The sequence below is a fragment of the Nitrospirota bacterium genome, assembly GCA_016207885.1.
Classification (GTDB): domain Bacteria; phylum Nitrospirota; class Thermodesulfovibrionia; order UBA6902; family UBA6902; genus JACQZG01.
The window spans coordinates 24,003-43,697 of sequence record JACQZE010000011.1 but is presented as its reverse complement, the minus strand read 5'-3'; the positions used below and the strand labels follow the sequence as shown (position 1 = coordinate 43,697).

At 44.8% G+C, this 19,695-nt stretch carries 26 protein-coding genes, 1 tRNA gene and 1 pseudogene; 14 read left to right on the top strand and 14 right to left on the bottom strand.

Translation table 11 applies throughout. The annotated features are described in order from the left end of the window. The first annotated feature begins 197 nt into the window (after window positions 1-197). Entirely contained in the window at window positions 198-1,055 is an 858-nt protein-coding gene (locus HY807_07845; protein MBI4826317.1) for a hypothetical protein, read from the top strand. 79 nt (window positions 1,056-1,134) lie between these two features. Here HY807_07845 and HY807_07840 read toward each other — a convergent pair. The 4 genes from HY807_07840 to HY807_07825 all read right to left on the bottom strand — a co-directional run bounded on the left by HY807_07840 (window position 1,135) and on the right by HY807_07825 (window position 3,015). After that, a tRNA-Leu gene (locus HY807_07840) sits at window positions 1,135-1,221 on the bottom strand. Between the two features lie 12 nt (window positions 1,222-1,233). Further along, the gene (locus tag HY807_07835; GenBank protein ID MBI4826316.1) at window positions 1,234-1,659 is read right to left on the bottom strand and encodes a hypothetical protein; all 426 of its coding nucleotides are present in this window, start codon (window positions 1,657-1,659) and stop codon (window positions 1,234-1,236) included. A gap of 135 nt (window positions 1,660-1,794) precedes the next feature. Continuing rightward, window positions 1,795-2,124, bottom strand: a complete 330-nt coding sequence (locus tag HY807_07830) for a hypothetical protein (GenBank protein ID MBI4826315.1) — start codon at window positions 2,122-2,124, stop codon at window positions 1,795-1,797. Between the two features lie 6 nt (window positions 2,125-2,130). Beyond that, window positions 2,131-3,015: a hypothetical protein gene (locus HY807_07825; protein MBI4826314.1), complete on the bottom strand. Its 885-nt coding sequence runs from the start codon at window positions 3,013-3,015 to the stop codon at window positions 2,131-2,133. Window positions 3,016-3,342: 327 nt separating this feature from the next. Here HY807_07825 and HY807_07820 point away from each other — a divergent pair, with 327 nt between their 5' ends. From HY807_07820 to hisB, 3 genes are all read left to right on the top strand, one after another. Continuing rightward, the gene (locus HY807_07820; GenBank protein ID MBI4826313.1) at window positions 3,343-4,218 is read left to right on the top strand and encodes an ATP phosphoribosyltransferase; all 876 of its coding nucleotides are present in this window, start codon (window positions 3,343-3,345) and stop codon (window positions 4,216-4,218) included. Between the two features lies 1 nt (window position 4,219). Beyond that, window positions 4,220-5,239, top strand: coding sequence for a histidinol-phosphate transaminase (gene hisC, locus HY807_07815; GenBank protein ID MBI4826312.1), 1,020 nt, complete (start codon window positions 4,220-4,222; stop codon window positions 5,237-5,239). A gap of 157 nt (window positions 5,240-5,396) precedes the next feature. Beyond that, the gene (gene hisB, locus HY807_07810; GenBank protein ID MBI4826311.1) at window positions 5,397-5,990 is read left to right on the top strand and encodes an imidazoleglycerol-phosphate dehydratase HisB; all 594 of its coding nucleotides are present in this window, start codon (window positions 5,397-5,399) and stop codon (window positions 5,988-5,990) included. Between the two features lie 19 nt (window positions 5,991-6,009). Here hisB and HY807_07805 read toward each other — a convergent pair whose 3' ends face one another. The 5 genes from HY807_07805 to HY807_07785 all read right to left on the bottom strand — a co-directional run bounded on the left by HY807_07805 (window position 6,010) and on the right by HY807_07785 (window position 8,313). Continuing rightward, window positions 6,010-6,471 (bottom strand): putative toxin-antitoxin system toxin component, PIN family, encoded by a 462-nt coding sequence (locus HY807_07805; GenBank protein ID MBI4826310.1) that lies wholly within the window; start codon window positions 6,469-6,471, stop codon window positions 6,010-6,012. After that, complete coding sequence (locus tag HY807_07800; GenBank protein MBI4826309.1) at window positions 6,468-6,752, bottom strand: type II toxin-antitoxin system Phd/YefM family antitoxin; 285 nt, start codon at window positions 6,750-6,752, stop codon at window positions 6,468-6,470. The genes HY807_07805 and HY807_07800 overlap by 4 nt, the downstream gene beginning before the upstream one ends. Before the next feature lie 92 nt (window positions 6,753-6,844). After that, complete coding sequence (locus HY807_07795) at window positions 6,845-7,315, bottom strand: hypothetical protein (GenBank protein ID MBI4826308.1); 471 nt, start codon at window positions 7,313-7,315, stop codon at window positions 6,845-6,847. 9 nt (window positions 7,316-7,324) lie between these two features. Continuing rightward, a complete protein-coding gene (locus HY807_07790; protein MBI4826307.1) occupies window positions 7,325-7,684 on the bottom strand; it encodes a helix-turn-helix transcriptional regulator in 360 nt (119 codons plus the stop codon). A 113-nt stretch (window positions 7,685-7,797) separates the two neighbouring features. Further along, window positions 7,798-8,313 (bottom strand): hypothetical protein, encoded by a 516-nt coding sequence (locus HY807_07785; GenBank protein MBI4826306.1) that lies wholly within the window; start codon window positions 8,311-8,313, stop codon window positions 7,798-7,800. A gap of 172 nt (window positions 8,314-8,485) precedes the next feature. Here HY807_07785 and HY807_07780 point away from each other — a divergent pair, with 172 nt between their 5' ends. Then, a complete protein-coding gene (locus tag HY807_07780; protein MBI4826305.1) occupies window positions 8,486-9,691 on the top strand; it encodes a 6-phosphofructokinase in 1,206 nt (401 codons plus the stop codon). A 62-nt stretch (window positions 9,692-9,753) separates the two neighbouring features. On the opposite strand, the gene HY807_07775 is transcribed toward HY807_07780, so the two are convergent. Genes HY807_07775 through HY807_07765 form a run of 3 tightly spaced genes read right to left on the bottom strand, consistent with a single transcriptional unit; the run spans window position 9,754 to window position 11,931 of the window. Beyond that, window positions 9,754-10,179 (bottom strand): DUF86 domain-containing protein, encoded by a 426-nt coding sequence (locus tag HY807_07775; protein MBI4826304.1) that lies wholly within the window; start codon window positions 10,177-10,179, stop codon window positions 9,754-9,756. Continuing rightward, entirely contained in the window at window positions 10,172-10,567 is a 396-nt protein-coding gene (locus tag HY807_07770; GenBank protein ID MBI4826303.1) for a nucleotidyltransferase domain-containing protein, read from the bottom strand. The genes HY807_07775 and HY807_07770 overlap by 8 nt, the downstream gene beginning before the upstream one ends. Before the next feature lie 2 nt (window positions 10,568-10,569). Next, on the bottom strand, window positions 10,570-11,931 hold the full coding sequence (locus tag HY807_07765) for a class II fructose-bisphosphate aldolase (protein ID MBI4826302.1): 1,362 nt from the start codon (window positions 11,929-11,931) through the stop codon (window positions 10,570-10,572). Window positions 11,932-12,219: 288 nt separating this feature from the next. Between HY807_07765 and HY807_07760 the strand changes: the two genes are divergently transcribed. The 5 genes from HY807_07760 to HY807_07740 all read left to right on the top strand — a co-directional run bounded on the left by HY807_07760 (window position 12,220) and on the right by HY807_07740 (window position 15,959). Further along, window positions 12,220-13,179: an N-acetylmuramoyl-L-alanine amidase gene (locus tag HY807_07760; GenBank protein MBI4826301.1), complete on the top strand. Its 960-nt coding sequence runs from the start codon at window positions 12,220-12,222 to the stop codon at window positions 13,177-13,179. Further along, window positions 13,157-13,729, top strand: coding sequence for a GerMN domain-containing protein (locus HY807_07755; GenBank protein ID MBI4826300.1), 573 nt, complete (start codon window positions 13,157-13,159; stop codon window positions 13,727-13,729). Before HY807_07760 ends, HY807_07755 begins: the two co-directional genes overlap by 23 nt. Before the next feature lies 1 nt (window position 13,730). Next, the gene (murI, locus tag HY807_07750; GenBank protein MBI4826299.1) at window positions 13,731-14,591 is read left to right on the top strand and encodes a glutamate racemase; all 861 of its coding nucleotides are present in this window, start codon (window positions 13,731-13,733) and stop codon (window positions 14,589-14,591) included. A gap of 2 nt (window positions 14,592-14,593) precedes the next feature. Next, on the top strand, window positions 14,594-15,316 hold the full coding sequence (gene rph / locus HY807_07745; protein MBI4826298.1) for a ribonuclease PH: 723 nt from the start codon (window positions 14,594-14,596) through the stop codon (window positions 15,314-15,316). A gap of 121 nt (window positions 15,317-15,437) precedes the next feature. After that, window positions 15,438-15,959, top strand: a complete 522-nt coding sequence (locus tag HY807_07740) for a hypothetical protein (protein MBI4826297.1) — start codon at window positions 15,438-15,440, stop codon at window positions 15,957-15,959. 214 nt (window positions 15,960-16,173) lie between these two features. Here the strand turns inward: HY807_07740 and HY807_07735 are convergent, their stop codons facing one another. Beyond that, entirely contained in the window at window positions 16,174-16,428 is a 255-nt protein-coding gene (locus HY807_07735; protein MBI4826296.1) for a hypothetical protein, read from the bottom strand. Between the two features lie 183 nt (window positions 16,429-16,611). On the opposite strand from HY807_07735, the gene HY807_07730 reads away from it, so the two are divergent. Beyond that, on the top strand, window positions 16,612-16,815 hold the full coding sequence (locus HY807_07730) for a type II toxin-antitoxin system HicB family antitoxin (GenBank protein MBI4826295.1): 204 nt from the start codon (window positions 16,612-16,614) through the stop codon (window positions 16,813-16,815). Then, window positions 16,812-17,018 carry a type II toxin-antitoxin system HicA family toxin gene (locus HY807_07725; GenBank protein MBI4826294.1) on the top strand — a complete coding sequence of 69 codons (207 nt, stop codon included), beginning with the start codon at window positions 16,812-16,814 and terminating at the stop codon, window positions 17,016-17,018. Before HY807_07730 ends, HY807_07725 begins: the two co-directional genes overlap by 4 nt. A gap of 30 nt (window positions 17,019-17,048) precedes the next feature. On the opposite strand, the pseudogene HY807_07720 reads toward HY807_07725, so the two are convergent. Then, window positions 17,049-17,165 (bottom strand): annotated as a pseudogene (locus HY807_07720) (branched-chain amino acid ABC transporter substrate-binding protein). A 65-nt stretch (window positions 17,166-17,230) separates the two neighbouring features. On the opposite strand from HY807_07720, the gene radC reads away from it, so the two are divergent. Both radC and purH read left to right on the top strand, forming a co-directional pair. Continuing rightward, entirely contained in the window at window positions 17,231-17,932 is a 702-nt protein-coding gene (radC, locus tag HY807_07715) for a DNA repair protein RadC (protein ID MBI4826293.1), read from the top strand. A gap of 192 nt (window positions 17,933-18,124) precedes the next feature. Beyond that, window positions 18,125-19,687: a bifunctional phosphoribosylaminoimidazolecarboxamide formyltransferase/IMP cyclohydrolase gene (gene purH, locus HY807_07710; protein MBI4826292.1), complete on the top strand. Its 1,563-nt coding sequence runs from the start codon at window positions 18,125-18,127 to the stop codon at window positions 19,685-19,687. Window positions 19,688-19,695 lie beyond the last annotated feature (8 nt).

Here is a 19,695-nt window from a genome sequence, read left to right as displayed (position 1 = left end):
CACACCACCACAGGATCACCCATGGAACAGGACATGCAAAAAAATAGCTGCAAAGACGAATAATCCTCTTTTGGAGGCAATAGTATAAAACCGGACATTTCTATTTTGGTAAGAATAGGACATTTCTAAATTGGCTTGACATTCTAATATTACTGATTGACAAAACCTGCCTATTAACTTATATTGATTCTTAACTTATGAATAAAACAATAACTTGTATATTACTTTTTCTCTTATCTGGTTGTGCAACTACAGTTCCATTACCTCCCCAAATAGATATTTATAATCCTTCACCTGAGACATCACCTAAATTAGCTGCTTTTTCAGGTGCTTGGGAAGGGATTTGGAACAGTAGATTAGATACAGTTTTGGTTGTTGAAAGAATTGATTCAGTTAGTGCTCAAGTAGGGTTTGGCCTTGGTCAATCAGGAGAAACTGACATTATTCCACAGAACTTATATTGGCACTTAAAAGCAAGAATTATTAATGACTCATCCATTGGTTGGACAACGAATAATGGAAATGAATTTATATATAAGATTGATGAAAGCTTAAATAAAATTACAGGAACCTTCATTGATAAAAGTTGGGGATCTCCAGGAATTGTTTACATGAGTAGAATTAAAGCTGAAGACTTCCCTGATGTACAGATTAAGTATCATGATTTTATGGAATTAGCCAGAAGAATGAAAAGTGATAACCTCTTCACTACGTTAGCAGGCGGGGTATGGAGCCGGATAGAATATTCTGACAGTGATTGCAATAACAATTCTCATAGTATCGTATTTAATAGTGATAAATCTGAAGCTGCTTTTATCTTTCAAAAACCTGTTTACTCAGCGGATGCGAATAATCTTGTTGATAAATATAAGATCATAAATATAAATGGTGATACTTTAACAATGAGTCTTATCGGTGAAACAAGAAAAGATGATAGCGGAAATACTGCAGTATGGAATTTAGTGTTTGAAGAACCGGATAAATATTACTGGCATAGATCAGACTGGCCGGATAATAAAAAATTCTCAATAACTAAAAAATGTAAAGGAACCTGATTGTTAATAGCAGGATTATAGGGTCGCTTACTGTAGGCACTGTTAAGACGAAAAGAACAAAATTAAATCGGTAAGTTAATGGTGCCGAAGGGGGGACTCGAACCCCCACAAGTTTGACCTTACCAGACTCTGAATCTGGCGCGTCTACCAATTCCACCACTTCGGCTTTTAACTTCTATTATTTTATCCCCGGCGTATTAAAAGGGCTTGCACCTTCAATGCGGTCAAGCTTCATTGTATCAATCTTAAAAATCAACGTGCTTACGCCCCTGTCTCGAAGCATAGTGCCTCCGACCGTCCATTCACACTGCCAGTTCAGGAGTACTTTTACATCAGGGTCGCTTATCCTGACTATTCGCGGGGTTGAGAAGGAGAGTTCGGCTTTCTCAAAAGCGAGTTTGCCTGATATCTCGTCATAGATATCCTTGTTCATGCTTGCCCCGATGGTTGCAGTATCTTTTGCCATGTAAGCCTCTTTGATCTTGTTTACAGCTTCAAGCGCGTTCAGTGTAATTTCCGAGTCATAGGAAGGTTTAACCTCATCTTTGCCGCAGCCTGCGGTAAAAAGAGCCATGATCATCAGTAATAAATATATCTTTTTCATTTTCCCCTTATAAAAAACATGAATACATCTGATGAAGATTTTACATCTTTTGGCGATACTTTTCAAACGGCGTTAGAAGATAAAAAAAAGAGGGCCCCGGATCTGCATCCGGAACCCTCTTGGGAAAACTATTCGTTACTTTGCGAAATCCACCTTGTTTGTCACTGATTTAAGGACAGCAGATTTGCCTGTGACATCTTCGTAGATGTAGCTGTAGGAGGCATCAACGGTCACTGAATTAATGCCCTCATTTACAGGCACAACAAATGTATATGATTCTGTTTCACGCGGCTCCAGCCCGAGGTCAAAATGCGTCATGGCTGTAATGTCCCAGTCATTCAGGCCGAGATAGCCGTCTTTATTCTGAGGCAGGTGCAGGTCATAGATGGCGAACTCTTCATTCTTTGAAAATATTACATTGCCTTTTTCGTCTTTAACGGTCACATCCAGTGCCGTCTTTGGCATGTATATTCACCCATGCGGCATGCCGTGCCCTGATAGATTGGTCAACTGGACGTTGACCACAACAGTAGGCACGAACTTGTTATCGAGGTGATTCACCATCTGTGTAGGTGTTGTTGTGAGCTTTATATCTATGCCCTCGCTTGCGAAATCTTTTTCATATATGCCGGGGAACTTGTGGCTCTGCTCATCCACGCCCTTCATATGACACTGCTGGCAGGTCTTGTCCCCGCCGTGAGGCAGGTACTTTTCCTTATAGCTTGAATAGAGAGTGGGACATTGTGATGAAGGAAGATCTCCGCATCCGTGGTGGCAGGTTGCGCAGAACTCCGGTTTCTTCAGAAAGTCGGTCTTTACCGTCTCGTACCCGAACTCTTCCTTGTGTGGAGGTGTATCTGTCGAGATGCCCGGTGCGTAAATGGTCTTATCAGCAGGTTTGCCGTCAGGCGTGCCTTTCTGGTTGTGACAGCCGAGGCAGTTGACGTTAAGTTTTGAGAGCTCTTTTACTGCTGCGGCCCTCTTGGTGACGTCTACATCATCAACAGCAGTTACTATCAGATTGGAGATCTGAACCGTGAGTGCTTCAGACGCATTCTGTATCATAGGAGCATGACATGGAAGGCAAACATCTTTCAGATCCTTCCTTGAGCCCTGTGATTTATCAAGGCCGCTTAGGATAAAGGTCCTGAAAGTCCTTAATACCCTCGGGTCTACAATTGATTTGCCGTGCCATGAGTTCGCCCAGTTGTTATGGATGTCTTCATGACAGTCAACGCACTTGGATGAATCATACGGCGCTACCAGTTCATCTATTGTCGCAGCCGGTTCAGCAAATACTGAAAAGGGCATCAGCAAAATAGCCGCGAAAAAGATGAGTAAAAAAGTTCTTTTCATTTTAATCCTCCTTTAAATATTTTTTGTGAAATTAACTGTTCTCTGTCATTCTCGCAGTCTGTTGAGCGGGAATCAAATAATATATAGATTCCCGATTAAAACCTCGGGAATGACAAATTGACTTACAAGTCTTACGGTATTTATAAAACATAGGTCTAATTATAAATTAACAGGTGACTTTTATGTCAAGGTATTATTAATAATAGATAAATTAGAAAACTTTATTTTTGATTGCCGGGGTTTGAATATTTACTGTATTGCCTGTATTATAATACGAAAATCACTTTATAAATTTAATCATGGATTATTAAATAGGGAAAAATCGCAATGAAAAAGGTACTGAAACTCGGGCTTCCAAAGGGCAGCCTACAGGAATCAACACTTAAGCTCTTCAAAAAGGCGGGGTACAATATCTCCATCGATGCGCGTTCTTATTATCCTGTTTTTGATGATGTTGAGATAGAGGCGCTTCTTATCAGGGCGCAGGAGATGGCAAAGTATGTTGATGACGGCGTGCTTGATGCTGGGCTTACAGGCCTGGACTGGGTGCTTGAGCAGGGCGCTGATGTAAAAGAGGTTGCCGAGCTTAACTATGCAAAGGGCGGGCTGAGGCCTGTCAAATGGGTCATTGCGGTGCCTAATGATTCAAAGATAAAGAAGGTTCAAGACCTGCAGGGCAAGCGCATAGCCACCGAGCTTGTGGGCTACACTACAAAATATCTTAAGTCCAAAGGCATCAAGGCTAAAATAGATTTCTCATGGGGAGCTACAGAGGTGAAGCCTCCTCATCTTTGCGATGCTATTGTCGAACTTACTGAGACCGGCACTTCGCTCAAAGCCAACAACCTTAGAATAATTGAGACGATACTTGAATCAAGCACAAGGTTCATTGCCAATAAAAATTCCTGGAAGGATAAATGGAAGAGGCAGAAGATGGAGAATATCGTGCTTCTTGTCAAAGGCGCCCTTGCGGCTGAGGAGAAGGTGGGGCTGAAGATGAATGTTCCTGAGAAGTCGCTCAAGAAGGTCATGAGCCTGCTCTCTGCCATGCACTCCCCCACGTTGTCGCTGCTTTCAGATGAGGGCTGGGTCGCGCTTGAGGTCATGATCGAAGAGAAGACCGTCCGCGACCTTATACCGAAGCTCAAATCTGCCGGAGCAGAAGGGATTATAGAATATCCGCTTAACAAAGTAATACCTTAGAATGGATATCAAAAAACTCGTAAAACCTAACATCCGTTCACTCCGCGCTTATCAGGCAGAAGATATCCCATGCCGGGTCAAGCTTGACGCAAATGAGAGCCCCTACGGCGTAAAGGTTTTAAATTCTGTAAAGACTAACAGGTATCCTGACCCTGAGGCAAAGGCGTTAAGAGATATTCTCGCAAAACAGTTCAAGGTAAATCCTGAGAACATCCTTCACGGAAACGGCTCTGACGAACTTATCCAGTGCCTTATCACAACCTTCGGAGGCCCGGTCTTGTTCCCGACGCCGACATTCTCTATGTACCGTATCATCTCTCAGGCGCAGGGAGAAAAGAGCGCGGGTATTCCTCTTGATGATAAATTCGACCTCGATACAAAAGAGATGCTCAAAGCGGTCAAGAAGATAAATCCGAAACTCATCTTTCTAAGCTCACCTAATAATCCGACAGGCAATGCGTTTTCATCCGACAGGATATTAAAGATCATCCGGCAGTCAAAAGGGCTTGTCATTGTTGATGAGGCATACGGGAATTTCTCAGACAAAAAAAGTTTTATTCCTCTGCTCAATAAATACAAAAACCTTATCATCCTTCGGACATTGAGCAAGATAGGACTTGCAGGACTAAGGGTCGGCTTCATGATAGCTGACACAGAGATCATTAATGAGGTGAACAAGGTCAGGCTTCCGTTCAACCTCAACTCGCTCTCTCAGGAAATGGCGGTCAAGACGCTGAAGGGCGATAAGATCACAGGCTCCAAGATAAAGCTGATCGTCTCAGAGAGAAAGAGGCTTTTTAAAGAGATGCAGAAGATAGACGGCGTTCTGCCTTTTCCTTCTGATGCCAATTTCATTTTGTTTAAGGTTGAGGATTCAGATACGGTCCACAGGATGCTTCTTAAAAGCGGCATACTTATAAGGAACATGCATGGCGTTGTTGACGGCTGTCTCAGGGTGACTGTCGGGACTCCAAAAGAGAATAATTTCTTTCTTAAAAATTTAAAGCAGTTATCACAATAAAATTAGTTTTTGAAATTCCCCCTTAGAAAAGGGGGATACAGGGGGATGTTGAGATAAACACACCCCTAACCCCTCTTATTAGAGGGGAAGATTCCGAACAAGTCGGAATGACGAATTATAAAAACAGAGAATATACGAATTTAATTAGGGGGATATAATGGCGAGAAAAGCAAAGGTCGAGAGAAAGACAAAAGAGACGAATATCAAGGCGAGCATTAATCTTGACGGCAAGGGCACTTATAAAGTAAACACATCGATCCCTTTTGTTGACCACATGCTGAACCTTATGTCAAAGCACGGCCATCTGGATCTCACTGTAGAGGCAAAAGGCGACATTGATGTTGATTATCATCACCTCATAGAAGACCTTGGAATTGTTCTTGGTGCTGCGATAAAAGACGCGCTTGGAAACAAAGAGAGTATCAGGAGATACGGCGAATCACTTACCCCGATGGATGAGTGCCTCGCGCAGATAGCTATCGACCTGAGCGGCAGGCCTTATCTTGTATACAACGTCAAGCTTCCGAAAGGCGGCAGGAAGATAAAGGATATAGATGTCTCTCTGTTCGAGGACTTCTTCAGGTCGGTCTCAAATGCGGCAGGCATGAACCTGCATATAAATCTCAGCTACGGCCGCGACCTTCACCACATCTTTGAAGCTATATTTAAAGGCTTCGGCAGGTCGCTTCAGTCTGCTGTCAAGATACATCCAAAGATAAAGGGCGTGCCTTCGACCAAAGGGTCTCTGTAAAGAAAAAGTGGCAGGCGCTCTATTTTTTGCGCTTTAGGGTTGAGCGCTTTGTTATGTGTTTCTTTTTTGCCTGTTGCTTTTTGAAGAAGATCAGAAACTCATTTGGTGAAATGACGTTAACGCCACGGCATCTTTCAGCAGGAAAATGTTTTTGATTTCCTGTAACAAGACATAAAGCTTGACTCGCAAGAGCGGCTTCGAGAAACGGTTCATCATCCGGATCAGGAAGCGGACGCGGCAAAGGGGAGGGCGCAACAGCCCGGCCGCGATGCACGATATAATCAAGAAATACGGCAACCTTTTCTTCTTCAAATCCAAACCTCGGTCGCCTCAGCACCTCGTCGTATTCTGACAGTATCCTTGCATCATAGGAGAGGGTCAGTTCACCGGCTGAGACCATGCGCACGATTTCGCCGCAGGTTCCGAACGGCGATAAAAGACCCGCAACGAGAACATTGGTGTCAATGACAATGTCCGTCATGCACGCTTTTTACGGACAGATTTAATTTCAGCATTGATCTCATCCATCGAAATCTTGTCAGTTCCTTTCTCTACAGACCTCCGCTGGAGAGAAACAACAGCCTCAACGGCGCGCGACCTACGGAATGCCGACAGCGATTCCTCAAGATTTGCCTCGGTTATTGCCGCAAGAATCGCTATCGGCCGGCCGTTGCTGGTAACGATCATCTCTTTTTCATCAGGCAGCTCTTTCCATATCTGCGCTGATTTGCCTCTTAAATCCCGGACGCTCAAAAACTTCATGGTTGTATCCTCCGTTTGTGTATCATATTATGTACACAAACGTCACCCGTTGTCAATTCTATACATTGTACAAGCGGAAACATTGATAGGGATTAAGACACATCAAGTGTTTGTTCCGGCCAAAGCCCTTTTGAATATTCCTCAACTGCTTCAAATGGTTTGCCGTAATCACGCTTGCGAGGCGATAAGTAAGAATAGAGACAATCATTGATTTGCATTTCCATTGCGTTAATTTGATTCGGTAAAAATTCCCCTTCTATTTGAAATTTTATTTCATTTATACTGCCGATTAATCTCCGGTCATTGTTTTTACCTATCGATATTTCTCCTGTATAGCGATACCATGGACAGCATTTGCGGATTTCTTCTGCGATATCCGGAATAGATTTAAACTCTGATTTGCGGCGAACCAATGTGAAAAGGGTGTACTCATGTATGATCAGCAGCATAGGAGTCCGCTCGATCATTATGATATCTATTTTCCAATTATCGCCGGAACGCTCAGGTAAACTCTGCCATTTCATCTTAAATCTATCGGCTGCTTTTTTGCTTAAATTTATCATAATGAGAAGTTAACCTGCCGCCTGTTTTTTGACGGGCCGAGTTGAGCGCTTGGTTAGTTGAGCGTTAGGAACGAGCTTGATCTCCAAGTGACAACCGACTGCCCGTGCATACTTCTTGAGCGTAGTCAGAGACGGGGCATGCTTACCCGCAGCTTCCAAACGTGATACCGCGCTTTTTGTCGTTCCCATCAACTTTGCAACTGCTTCCTGCGTAAGGCCGAATTTTGAACGAGCAGCAAGCATTTCACGGGTAAGCAGATACTCTTCTTCCAGGTCTTCGTATGCTTTTCTGAACCCTTTCCGTTTTGAGGCCTTTTTGAGGAAAGCCTCATGGTCATGTGAAACGGGTTTATACTTTATATCAGTCATTTTGTAATGTTATCAATTGTGCTAACCGCTGTCAAGATACATCCGAAGACAAAGGGCGTGCCTTCGACCAAAGGGACGCTGTAAAGAAAACCGACAAGTCATCTTCAAAACCACTATGATTGCTGTTTGTTGAAAAACTGCTCCGCGGGACAGCCGAGTTCACGCTGCTTACAGTATTTGCAGGCTATTTTGCTCCTAACAATGTAATTGCCTCCGAAAGATAACGCCACCAGCGCCGCGAGCATCATAGCCATGCTCAATGAGAAACCCCGGATCAGGAGTGCAGTCCCTCCGACAAGCGGAATAAGTGAAACAAGAATATCAGGCAGCAATTCTTTCCATGATATACATTTGGAAGTAAACCTTTTTGGCTCTCCCTGCTTGAAAAGGAGCGGGACCGCTTTGCTCCTGCCGAATGCGCACCATTTACCGTAGTAGTAACAATCAACACAGCTCATTTTCATAACATGGATCTCGACGCCGAGACAGTAAAGAAGATAGAGCGCAGCCATAATATTTCCGAAGCCGACAAGTATGACAACACCAAGTGCATAGATCGAAACATTCACCAGGACCGCGAAGAGAACCATCGAAAAAGGGAAATTCTCATATGATGTTACAGACTTCACAATCGCCTCCATTTACAACGCAACCATGTATTATCTGAACCACTGAGTAAAAGTAGCACATATTCAACGAGTGGTCAATGAAAAATTAATTCTGGCAGACGATAATGTAATGTGGTAAAATTTACGCATTATTCAGAATTAATCTCTTAAAGAAAGGAGCATCAATATGAGCATTAAAAGAATAGGCATACTTACAAGCGGTGGAGATTGCGGAGGCATTAACGGAGTTATCAAGGGCGCGGCGCAGATGGCAAATTCAATGGGCATCGAGGCGGTCATTATTCCTAATGGATATGCCGGGCTCTACAATCTCGTAGATATGGATAAGGTCGTTGTGCTCACACCTGAGAGGCTTGATCTGATCCAGGCGGATATGGCCGGTTCTGAAGCCGGGAACTCAAGGGTGAAGGTCAAGAAGATCGAAGATGAGCATAAGTATGAGAGGATCAAAAAGGGTCTGGAAAAATTCAAAATAGACGGGCTTGTCATAAGCGGGGGCGATGATTCAGGAAGTGTGATGGTTGACCTTGCTGCTCAGGGGATCGCCTGCGTGCATGCTCCAAAGACCATGGATCTTGACCTGCAGACCTACAGCGTAGGCGGCGATTCAGCTATCAACAGGATCGCGACATTTGTAAGGGAGCTTAAGACCACGGGCAATACGCATAACCGTGTTATCGTGTTTGAGGCGTTCGGCAGGTACGCCGGGCATACAGCCTTCAGAGGCGGCATCGGCGGTGATGCTGACTGTATCCTGATACCTGAGATACCGGTTGATTTTGATATCGTATACGCGCATGTGAAGAAGAGGTTCCTTGCGAGGATAGAACGCAGCGATGTAAAGGCAGGCACATATTCAATCGTAGCTGCGGAAGGTGTGACTACCGCTTCAGGGGAATTGCTTTATGACGAGTCAGCAGGCGTTGACGCTTTCGGGCATAAAAAACTCGCAGGCGCAGGCAAGTATGTGAGGCAGCAGATTGAGAAGAGGATGAAGGAAGACCCTGAGATCAAGGAGTTTATGAAGAGGACGGGCATGTTCGTTCCGGGCGTTTATAAAATACCTGAAGTGCGTGAGGTGACGCCGGGGCATCTGGTGCGTTCGGGCGCGTCATCAGCCTACGACACCAACTTCGGCAAAGAGGCAGGAGGCGCCGCTGTGATACTTCTTACAAAAGGACTCGGCGGAAATACGGTCGTTAAAGTAAATGGAACAAAGATATCTTACAAGCCAACAGCAGAGGTAATTAAGCAGAGGCATGTCAGCCTTGATATCGTCTCTTTCTATGAGACGCTCGGCGTCTGTTTTGGCAGGAAGCCGGAAGCTTACAATCCTGAAGTATCAGAAGAGAAGGGCGAGATAGAAAGGATGCATTAAAGGCTGATAGTTATTATAGATGAACTTTTTTAGATGCCCTACGGTTTATTGCCGTGGGGCATTTATCTTTCTGTTAAAGGAAATCTTTTCAAAACAGCAGTATAAAACTCTTCCAGATCCTTGAGATTTCCGGTCAATATGGACTTGAGTATATCCACATTTATTGACTGGTAATCATGAACCGCAATATTTCTGAAGCCCACCATTGACTGCATCTTTTTCAAAAGGCTTTCATTAATTATGCCTGCTTCGTTCAGAAATCTAAAATTGTCTTTTATTGCGGATGCGAGCCCTAATCCCTCTGAAGCCGCTATGTGTGCCGCAATGTCAATTGCAGCTTCTGTCGCCCTTTGAAGATTAAGAATGAAAATATCCTGTTTATCAATATCATTGAGGCTCTCAGGGTTGAGATTAGTTGTCTCTTTAATTCGCCTTAGGCATCTCTGTATATTGCCTGTCTTTGCAAGAATAATGTCCTTGTCAGGCATATATGCTTCCCCTCAGTATTTTATCTTCCGCTTCTTTCCTTATATATTTCAGGTCATCGTACTCTTTTACTGTTCTTACATAGAAATTGTTGTAGATGGCGTCATCCTTGCGTTTGATTAATCTTCCGTTTTTAAGAACCTGCATTCTGATAACAGGCGAAGAATCATTCAAAATAACTACATCAACTTCTTTGTTTACAATCTCTGAAACTTCGCCTGTTATATTTAAAACCTCATGGAAATCAGGCATCCTTCTGCATAAAACAGCGATATCAACATCGCTCTCTTTTGTTAAACGGCCGCTTGCGGCAGAACCGAAAACAAAGGCGAGAAAGATATCTTCTTTGTTTCTGAAATATTCTGTAAGTGCGCCTGGAATATCTATCATAATTACCCTAAAACATTATCAGCCACTTTCTTTTCAACAGCAACAATCTTCATGTTCTTGTTAACGTAATCTTTAGTGTTTCCGACTTTCAATTTATTAAAGAGAAGGTCGAACTTTTCCTCAAGCTCTTTCATGATGGGTGTTTTTACTTCTGCGGGAAGGTCCCACCACTTCTTCTTTAGTGTGCCGAATCCCTTCTTGCGGGTGCTGTAAAAGAACTGCTCCTCTGTCTGGCCCTCTTTCTTCTCCTTTGCGCATTCAGTCTTCAGGTATTCATAAACATCATTCTTGAATGCAGCGGGAAGGGAAGGGCTGTCGTATATGATGTTCTGGAAACCTGTTGCGAGGTGGACCTCTGAAGTGCCTGTCTCAGGGAACATGTGGAATGCTTCGTCAGGCAGTGTTGACGCGCCGTGCTGAACCGCGCCTGAAAGCCCGTACTCTTTTCTCGCGACATCAGACATCTCTCTCAGTGTTTCAAAAGCGATCTTTACCTGCGCGAGCGATCCGTCAGGAAGCACGACCCCGCCGTGGGATGTGCCTGTCTGAACGCTGAGCTTGCTTACACCTTTGCCTGCCTTCATCGTCTCTTTGAAGCCGTCAAGATACGCCCTCAATTCTTCAGATGTGCTGTTCTTGCCGCCTATCTCTCCTATCTCGCCGCCTATTGAAACTGTAACGCCGGCAGGCTCGATCCCTCTTATATGCGCCGCAAGGTCAGCGGCAGCTTCAAAGTTCGGCCTCTGCTCTTCCTTAAGGTCTTTCTTGTCAAGGTCAACAAGTGTGGAAGTATCAAGGTCTATGTTGTAGAATTCCGCCTCAACCGCCTCCTTGATAAGACCCTTAACATACTCTGTCTCAGGTTTGGGGTCGGCAAGGTAATTTTTTCTTATGAGCTGGAAGTGGTCGCCCTGAATGAATACCGGGCCTGTATATCCCTCTTTGACCGCTGCGGCAAGCACAACAGCCGAATACTCAAGAGGCTTCTGTTTTGTGTAGCCTATCTCTGAACGGGCGATCTCAAATATCATGGCTCCGACATTCATCTGGTTTGCCTTTCTGAAGATCACTTTAGCGACGTCATAGGTGAGCCCTCTTATATTTATGGCAGGTACGGTAAAACCGGGATAGCTTCTTCCCATCTCTTCATATATCGACTGGATAGAAGACGGCACAGCTCCCATCTTCTTGGCTATCTCGATGACAAGCCTCAAAAGGTCTTTCTTCCGCGCATCATCAGCGGCAAAGACAGCCTCATAAATAAGGCCGTCCATAATATCCCTTACGGCTTTGGCATCTTTAACCTCCACCTTTCCGCCTGAAACAGAGACACATCCCTTTACCTTCTCAAGTATTGATGACATTGCTCTTCCTCCTTATTATTTTAATGAAATATTATCTTGCTGAATGAATTTATCAAGTATAATTAGGATCTGTTTATGAATTGCCCGTTTCTGTCATTCCGGCTTGTCCGGAATCTTTCTCCAGTAAGGATTCCCGACGCGCTTTGCTTGCGGGAATGACAAAAAGTTGGGTTTATAACCAGACTCGAATTTATAAGATTTCTATACTTTACACCAGATTTTGGAAATTATAAAGACTGTTATATCTATATGGCATATAAAGATGAATAAATGCTAAAATTTCCCATCATGAAAAAGCTCTTAACCTTACTCTTCCTCCTCTTATTTTCATCTTACACAGGCGCTGATGACCTGAATATTTTAAAGCTCAGGTCGAGCCGCCATTCTGATTTTCTGAGGATAGTTCTGGAAGGGCCTGAAAATCTCATAGCAAAGTCTATAGTGAACCAGAGGACAAACAACATTCATGTTGCTTTCCCCGGAACTGCATTTGAAATATCCGAGGAGAATGTTGACGTTTCATATAAGAAGCTCGGCGATGATGCGATACTCTTTTCACTCGGGGATTTTACCGGTTTCAAGTCATTTATTCTCAAATCCCCTGACAGGCTCGTGATCGATATTTCTCAAGAAATTGGGGCTAAGGTCAGTAATGAGAAAGGTCTTTCTCACAAGTCCAAAACCGTTGTGATCGACCCCGGCCACGGAGGGCCTGATTACGGCATTGTGAAAGGCGGGTTCAATGAGAAGAACGTTGTTCTTGATATCGCAAAGAGAATTAATCTTCTCGCACAGGGAAATAAATTAAAATCTTCCCTGACGAGAGCCGGTGATAATTTCATATCGGTAAGTGACAGGGTGAACGCGGCTGAGAGTGAAAATGCTGATGTCTTTGTTAGCCTGCATGTCGGCAATCATAAGGAGATAGTGCTTTATGTGCCTGTTGTGACAGATATCCCTGCTGAAAATATCCTTCCTTATCTTGCGCACAAGGGGCAGTATGATTATCAGGCAAAGACCAATGCCCTGCTTGACGCGATGCAGAGCTCTTTTACAGAAAAATTCAGCAGCGACATGGTTGTCGTAAGGCATCTTCCGTACAGCATTCTCTCTAACGTGGAGGCGGCAGCCATTATGGTTGAGCTGCCTTCATTTGAAGATGCTTCATACATAAATGAATTTGAGGCTGAAATAGCCGGGGCTATCTATAAAGGCATAACTATTTATGAAGAAACCGCAAAAAAATAAAAGCAGCAAAAAAGAGGGCGGGTCATGGCGCTTTTTCATTCTCATGATAGCGGTTCTGTTCATAACCGCAGGGGCGAGCTTTCTCTATTTCAAGCCGAAATTCTCATTTGAGTCGTCGTTTATATCAGACATAACTTCCGGCAAGAGTAAGACATCTGAAGAAACAGAGAATACCGATCCGGGCAATCTCTACAATGGGAGTTCCTCTGCTGTTTCAGAAGAAGGGGGCAGGGAGGGTTCAGCTATTGTCATTGCAGAGGATGTGATAAGGGATTACATCAAGCCTTACAACACTCAGCTTCTGGATCTTTATGTGGACAGGGCAGGAGTCATATATATTGACTTCAGCGACGGGTTGCAAAAGAACTTCAAAGGGGATGCGCTGGATGAGTTCAATATGATCGCAGGCCTTTACGCCAAACTTAAGGCCGCTGTTCCGGGCTTTACAGCTATGAAGATACTTATTCAGGGCAAAGAGGCTGACAGCCTCGGCGGCCATATTGACATATCAAAACCGATAGGAGAAGGAATTGCAGCCGCTGTCAAGTAGCATGCCCATAGGCATATTCGATTCCGGTGTCGGAGGCCTCACCGTCATGAAAGAGGTGATGAGCGAACTTCCCGGCGAGGACATCATATACGTCGGCGATACAGCCCGTGTCCCTTACGGCATAAGGTCGGCTGAAACAGTTACGAGGTATTCTCTTGAGATGATTGACTTCCTCGTAAATAAGGGGATCAAACTTCTGATCGTCGCCTGCAACACCGCTTCAGCTTTTGCATTGCCTGCAATAAAGGAGAGGTTTGACATCCCGGTAATAGGTGTCATAGAGCCCGGCGCAAAGAGGGCGATAAAGACGACAAGGGCAAAGAAGATAGGCATAATAGGCACTGAGGGTACGGTAAAAAGCAGCTCTTATGTGCATGCGATAAACGCGCTTTACGGCAATAAGCCGATCGTCATTAAAGAGCACGGCACAATACGCTTTGACAGGTACTTTGAGGTCAGCCTTGATGACCTCACGATATTTACAAAGGCATGCCCTCTCTTTGTGCCGCTTGCAGAGGAGGGGTGGGCATCCAATGATGTTGCTCTTCTTACCGCAGGCCATTATCTTGAAGGCATTAAGAGAGAACCGATTGATACCCTTGTGCTGGGATGTACGCATTATCCTTTACTGAAGGGAGTTATTTCCCAGGTCATGGGTGATGATGTTACCCTCATTGATTCAGCCTGTGAGACAGTGATCGAAGTGAAGAAGGCGCTGGTACAATACGGTATAGAGAACAATTCTTCCGCGCCGCTGAGGATGTTTTACGTCACTGACGCGCCTGAGAGGTTCATAAAGGTAGGGGAGCGGTTTTTGCAGCAGGATATACTTAACATTTCAAAAATTGAACTTGGAGGATAATTATGCGCCCGGACAACAGAGCTGCTGATGAACTGCGGAAGATCAAACTGAGGAGACACTTTATAAAGGCTGCTGAAGGTTCTGTGCTGATAGAGATGGGAGGCACAAGGGTCATCTGCAACGCCTCTATTGAAAAGAAGGTGCCGCCTTTTCTCAAAGGCAAGGGCAAGGGATGGGTCACCGCAGAGTATGCAATGCTCCCGAGGTCTACATCCACAAGGACGTACAGGGAATCATCTAAAGGCAAGGTCGGCGGCAGGACACATGAGATACAGAGGCTGATAGGCAGGTCTATGCGGTCTGTCGTTGACGTTGACGCGCTTGGAGAGATGACGATCTGGCTTGACTGTGATGTGATACAGGCTGACGGGGGCACAAGAACCGCTTCAATAACAGGCGCGTTTGTGGCGCTCAAGGACGCTGTCAGGTTTGCTATCAGGACAGGGCTGATAGAGAAGAATCCGATAAAGGATTATGTCGCCGCTGTCAGTGTTGGGATAGTCGAGGGAGAGCCGAGACTCGACCTTTCATATGTTGAAGATTCAGCAGCAGAGGTGGATATGAATATCGTGATGACAGGCTCAGGCAAGTTCATAGAGGTACAGGGCACGGCAGAGACACAGCCGTTTGACAACAAACAGTTTCAGAAGATGCTCCACCTCGCCAATTCCGGCATCAGCGAGCTAATTGCCATTCAGAAGAAGGCGCTGAAGGATAAGTCTTAGGCGTTGGGGATAACGAGTTATTACTTGCCACTTGTTACGGCTGTTCGGGATTGTCGGGAAATCGGGACGTCTTGATTCCGGAGTTGTGGAGAAGAAAGGGATGAACCCCGGATAATTACATATGGATCAACAAGTCTCTGAACTGGCTTTATTCCACATTGATATTCCTGATATCTTGCCAGTCTGTTTGTCAGGGATTGGAACTTTACAAGCGCATACGGAGAAGCAAGAATTGATTGAAGCTACTTTGTTCTTAGGTGTGCTCCCTTCACCTACGGGTACGCAGGTTATTGTGGCAACTGATCTTGGCAATACCAAAATGTTGGAATATTATGTTTGCAAGTATCTCGGCAGTCGTTTAGATCTCATCTCTGCTATCGAAAGTTGGATGGTTTATCAGACGGATCATTGGTTTATCACGCCTTCTGAATGGAAAGTATTACCAGTGCCAAGGCGCGACAATCTGTTACGGTTGATGCGAGATAATCATACGACCCTTGGGAGCGAATGCCCTTTTTCGATACTTGATTCAACTCGCGAGAAAATGCTCAATATCTTTGAAAACTCTCAGGAATACATCGATAACGGCGAGAGAGCCAAGCTACTTGTAAAGAAGGAAAGAGAGAAGCTCATTGCAACTTAAGCACTGTGATAAAACTGAGGAGGAATTTGCAGGAGTAATTTGTGTAAGGCAATGCTTGCTTCCCAGCGGTTTTTATGCCCTTTCATCTTTTTGACCCTGAGGGAAGGATGATGAATGTCGTTTATGAAGAGCCTGATTTTGGCAGCAAACTTTTCCTGCGTAAGTTTGGGGAGTTGTTTGAAATCCACCTTGAAGCCTTCGGTGCGGAGGATGTTCATTTTTTGAGGTCTGAAATGAGATCTTCTGCTGACTTGAATGATCTGGTTTTTCCGGCTGCTATTTCTTTGTCAGCTTCTGCTTCGGCTTTTTTCCAGTCAAAATCCCTGAAGTATGGAGGCAATGTTAAAGCGTACTTAAGTAATTCAGTAACAGCATTTTTTGTGCTTCTTTTGTGCGAGGCTTTTTTATACTTTTCAATTTCTTCAAAAATAGTATCAGACAGGGTTATTGTCAATTCACGAGTTGCCATGGTCTTTCTCCTTTGATAGAAAATAGCACACAGATTATTCCTGTGTCAATTTATGAAAAGTCGGCGTAATGGCTTTTAGCACTCACATGATATAATTTTCAATATAATCCACAAATAATCCACAAATTGCCATTGTATAGGGAAAGGGGTAAAATAAAAACAATCAGGAAAGGAGGTAATAATATGAAGATAAAAGTTGTTGTACATAATGCCGAAGAAGGCGGATATTGGGCAGAGGTTCCTGCCATACCAGGCTGTCATACTCAGGGCGACTCGTGGGAAGAACTGCTGCAGAATATTTATGAAGCTATTGAGGCATGTTTGTCTGTTGACACGGAGGAAATAGTATTAAACTCTGAGGACAGGGTGTTGGAAATAGCTGTATGAAAAGTGTTTCAGGAAAAGATTTTTGCAGGATTTTGGAGAGAAAAGGCTGGCAATTGAAAAAGGTACACGGCAGCCATCATGTTTATATGAAAGCGGGCAGAAAAGAACGGATAAGTGTACCTGTTCACGGCAACAAGGATTTAAAAACTGGCATGCTTCGAGCCATTATGAAAATGGCAGAAATTGAAGAACAAGAGTTATAACTCCTGTTGTTATAGCCGATAACCCCCGCCTTACTTCACTTTTTCATAAAACCATTTATTAACCTTATACATAGAGAAGCCGATACCCACTACATCACCGCGCTCGTCAAAGCCTATCTTGCCGAGCGGAGTATCCACAAACGCAGTTACTTTTTTGCCTGATGATAAGTTATAATTCAATGCTTTTCACCGGATACTGACCTTTAATCTCTATGGAATACAAAAGCATAAAGAGCTGGCCTGAGGATGAGAGGCCCAGAGAGCGGCTTTTGAAATTCGGCGCTGATGAGTTGAGCACCGCGCAGCTGATGGCGATCATTCTAAGAACCGGCGGCAGGAAGAAGAGCGCGCTTGAGCTTGCGAGGGAACTCCTGACACAGTTCAATAGTGTGAAGGAGATAGAAGGCGCTTCATTGGCCGAGTTCTCAAAGATAAAAGGAATCGGCAGCGCAAAGCTCGCACAGCTTAAGGCGGCTTTTGAGCTTGGACGGCGGCTGATGTCAAGCGAGGCAGAGGACGGCTCCGGCAAGCCTTCATTTAAGAAGAGCAGTGATGTGTTTGATTACTATCGTCCCAAATTTTACGGCCTTAAGAAGGAGCGGTTTCTCTGCGCGCTGCTTGATACGAAGAACAGGATATTCAAGGAGACGGTTGTATCTGAAGGCACGCTGACATCTTCGCTTGTTCATCCGAGAGAGGTATTCAGGAGCGCGATAAAAGAGGCGTCAGCTTCTGTGCTCTTTTTGCATAATCATCCAAGCGGCGATACGACACCGAGCAGGGACGACATAACAATTACCGAGAGGCTGGTACAGACAGGAAAGATCGTCGGCATAGAGGTTCTGGATCATATAATTATTTCAGACAGCGGGTATCTGAGCCTGTTTGAGCAAGGGTATATAAATTCAAAATGACGGCTTTTTGTAGTGAGCGGGTAACTATGGAATTTTCTTTACAAAAAATAAACACACCCCTTAATCCCCTCTTGATAGAGGGGATGCTTTGCTCCAAAGAAGGTTGCTTTATCTTTTCCCCTCTAAAAAGAGGGGTGCAGGGGTGTATTGCCAGATATATTTTATTCAAATAAATAAAAACACGGAGGAGAAATGGCAGCGATAAAGAGGGCGCTTTTAAGCGTCTCGGACAAGAATGGAATTGTTGAATTTGCAAAGGAGTTAAGCGCGCGCGGAGTTGAGATACTCTCAACAGGCGGCACGGCTAAGACTTTAAAGGACGCAGGGATAAAGGTGAAGGATGTCTCTGAGCACACAGGATTTCCTGAGATGATGGACGGCAGGCTTAAGACGCTCCATCCGAAGATACACGGCGGGCTGCTCTGGAGAAGGGATAATGCAAAGGACAAGGAAGAGATCGAGAAGCACGGCATCTCATCCATAGACATGGTCGTTGTCAACCTCTATCCATTTGAGCAGACGGTGTCAAAGCCCGGCGTGTCGCTTGAGACCGCGATTGAGAATATAGACATCGGCGGGCCCACAATGATAAGGGCGGCTTCAAAGAATTTCAGGGATGTCGCTGTTATTGTTGATCCGGCTGATTATGCAAAGGTTCTTGATGAGATGAAGTCAGGCGGAGGTGCGGTGAGTTATGAAACAAAATTTTATCTTGCCAAGAAAGTGTTCTCGCACACAGCACAGTATGACACTCTCATCTCCAATTACCTTAACACCCAGGGCGAACAAACTGAGACATTCCCGCAGAATTTCAATAAGAGCTACAGAAAGATATCTGATGTGAGATACGGTGAGAACCCGCACCAGAAGGCGGCTGTTTACAGGGAACCGCTCTACAGCGGGCTTTCGCTTGTTGACGCAAAGATACTTCAGGGCAAGGAGATGTCATTTAACAACTACCTTGATTCAAGCGCTGTCATAGACCTTGCAAAGGAGTTCAATGAAAGGCCGACCGCTGTGATAGTGAAGCACAACAACCCCTGCGGCGTTGCATCCGCTGACACGCTCAGCGAGGCATACAGAAAGGCGTTTGAGACAGACCCTGTCTCTGCGTTCGGAGGCGTAATATCGCTGAACAAAAAAGTTGACGAGGCAACGGCAAAAGAGATACTCAGTCTCTTTATCGAGATTATTATAGCTCCGGGCTTTGATGATGCTGCATTGAAACTGATAAGCACAAAGCCGAATATCAGGCTTCTTGAGCTTGACATATCAAAGGATGTCACGGGCTTTGAGATGAGAAAGATACAGGGCGGGCTCCTTCTTCAGGAGAAGGACAACGGCATGATCAATGAGCTCAAATCCTGCAAGGTCGTCACAAAGAGGGCGCCGACTGACGAAGAGTATGCGGCAATGGCATTTGCATGGAGGGTCTGCAAGCACATGAAATCCAATGCGATAATATACGCATCAAAGGACAGGACGCTTGGCATCGGCTGCGGCCAGACGAGCAGGGTTGACTCAGCAAGGCTTGCCGTGATGAAGGCGGGCAATTACAATATCCAGCTTAAAGGTTCTGCTGTCGCGTCTGACGCATTCTTCCCTGCAAGGGACGGGATAGATGTTGCAGCTCAGGCAGGCGCGACCGCGATCATACAGCCCGGCGGTTCGATAAAGGACAGCGAGACCATTGCTGCGGCTGACGAGCATAATGTGGCGATGATATTTACAGGCATGAGGCATTTCAGGCATTAACATGTTAT

What these genes read in the sequence shown, in the direction of transcription:
- HY807_07790 (MBI4826307.1), bottom strand. Translation starts at nt 7,684, where the DNA reads ATGACTGATATAAAGTATAAACCCGTTTCACATGACCATGAGGCTTTC.
- HY807_07770 (MBI4826303.1), bottom strand. Translation starts at nt 10,567, where the DNA reads ATGATAGATATTCCAGGCGCACTTACAGAATATTTCAGAAACAAAGAA.
- HY807_07740 (MBI4826297.1), top strand. Translation starts at nt 15,438, where the DNA reads ATGGATCAACAAGTCTCTGAACTGGCTTTATTCCACATTGATATTCCT.
- HY807_07805 (MBI4826310.1), bottom strand. Translation starts at nt 6,471, where the DNA reads ATGACGGACATTGTCATTGACACCAATGTTCTCGTTGCGGGTCTTTTA.
- hisB (MBI4826311.1), top strand. Translation starts at nt 5,397, where the DNA reads ATGGCGAGAAAAGCAAAGGTCGAGAGAAAGACAAAAGAGACGAATATC.
- rph (MBI4826298.1), top strand. Translation starts at nt 14,594, where the DNA reads ATGCGCCCGGACAACAGAGCTGCTGATGAACTGCGGAAGATCAAACTG.
- HY807_07825 (MBI4826314.1), bottom strand. Translation starts at nt 3,015, where the DNA reads ATGAAAAGAACTTTTTTACTCATCTTTTTCGCGGCTATTTTGCTGATG.
- murI (MBI4826299.1), top strand. Translation starts at nt 13,731, where the DNA reads ATGCCCATAGGCATATTCGATTCCGGTGTCGGAGGCCTCACCGTCATG.
- HY807_07725 (MBI4826294.1), top strand. Translation starts at nt 16,812, where the DNA reads ATGAAAAGTGTTTCAGGAAAAGATTTTTGCAGGATTTTGGAGAGAAAA.
- HY807_07755 (MBI4826300.1), top strand. Translation starts at nt 13,157, where the DNA reads ATGAAGAAACCGCAAAAAAATAAAAGCAGCAAAAAAGAGGGCGGGTCA.
- HY807_07795 (MBI4826308.1), bottom strand. Translation starts at nt 7,315, where the DNA reads ATGATAAATTTAAGCAAAAAAGCAGCCGATAGATTTAAGATGAAATGG.
- radC (MBI4826293.1), top strand. Translation starts at nt 17,231, where the DNA reads ATGGAATACAAAAGCATAAAGAGCTGGCCTGAGGATGAGAGGCCCAGA.
- purH (MBI4826292.1), top strand. Translation starts at nt 18,125, where the DNA reads ATGGCAGCGATAAAGAGGGCGCTTTTAAGCGTCTCGGACAAGAATGGA.
- HY807_07800 (MBI4826309.1), bottom strand. Translation starts at nt 6,752, where the DNA reads ATGAAGTTTTTGAGCGTCCGGGATTTAAGAGGCAAATCAGCGCAGATA.
- HY807_07835 (MBI4826316.1), bottom strand. Translation starts at nt 1,659, where the DNA reads ATGAAAAAGATATATTTATTACTGATGATCATGGCTCTTTTTACCGCA.
- HY807_07830 (MBI4826315.1), bottom strand. Translation starts at nt 2,124, where the DNA reads ATGCCAAAGACGGCACTGGATGTGACCGTTAAAGACGAAAAAGGCAAT.
- hisC (MBI4826312.1), top strand. Translation starts at nt 4,220, where the DNA reads ATGGATATCAAAAAACTCGTAAAACCTAACATCCGTTCACTCCGCGCT.
- HY807_07735 (MBI4826296.1), bottom strand. Translation starts at nt 16,428, where the DNA reads ATGGCAACTCGTGAATTGACAATAACCCTGTCTGATACTATTTTTGAA.
- HY807_07820 (MBI4826313.1), top strand. Translation starts at nt 3,343, where the DNA reads ATGAAAAAGGTACTGAAACTCGGGCTTCCAAAGGGCAGCCTACAGGAA.
- HY807_07760 (MBI4826301.1), top strand. Translation starts at nt 12,220, where the DNA reads ATGAAAAAGCTCTTAACCTTACTCTTCCTCCTCTTATTTTCATCTTAC.
- HY807_07775 (MBI4826304.1), bottom strand. Translation starts at nt 10,179, where the DNA reads ATGCCTGACAAGGACATTATTCTTGCAAAGACAGGCAATATACAGAGA.
- HY807_07845 (MBI4826317.1), top strand. Translation starts at nt 198, where the DNA reads ATGAATAAAACAATAACTTGTATATTACTTTTTCTCTTATCTGGTTGT.
- HY807_07730 (MBI4826295.1), top strand. Translation starts at nt 16,612, where the DNA reads ATGAAGATAAAAGTTGTTGTACATAATGCCGAAGAAGGCGGATATTGG.
- HY807_07765 (MBI4826302.1), bottom strand. Translation starts at nt 11,931, where the DNA reads ATGTCATCAATACTTGAGAAGGTAAAGGGATGTGTCTCTGTTTCAGGC.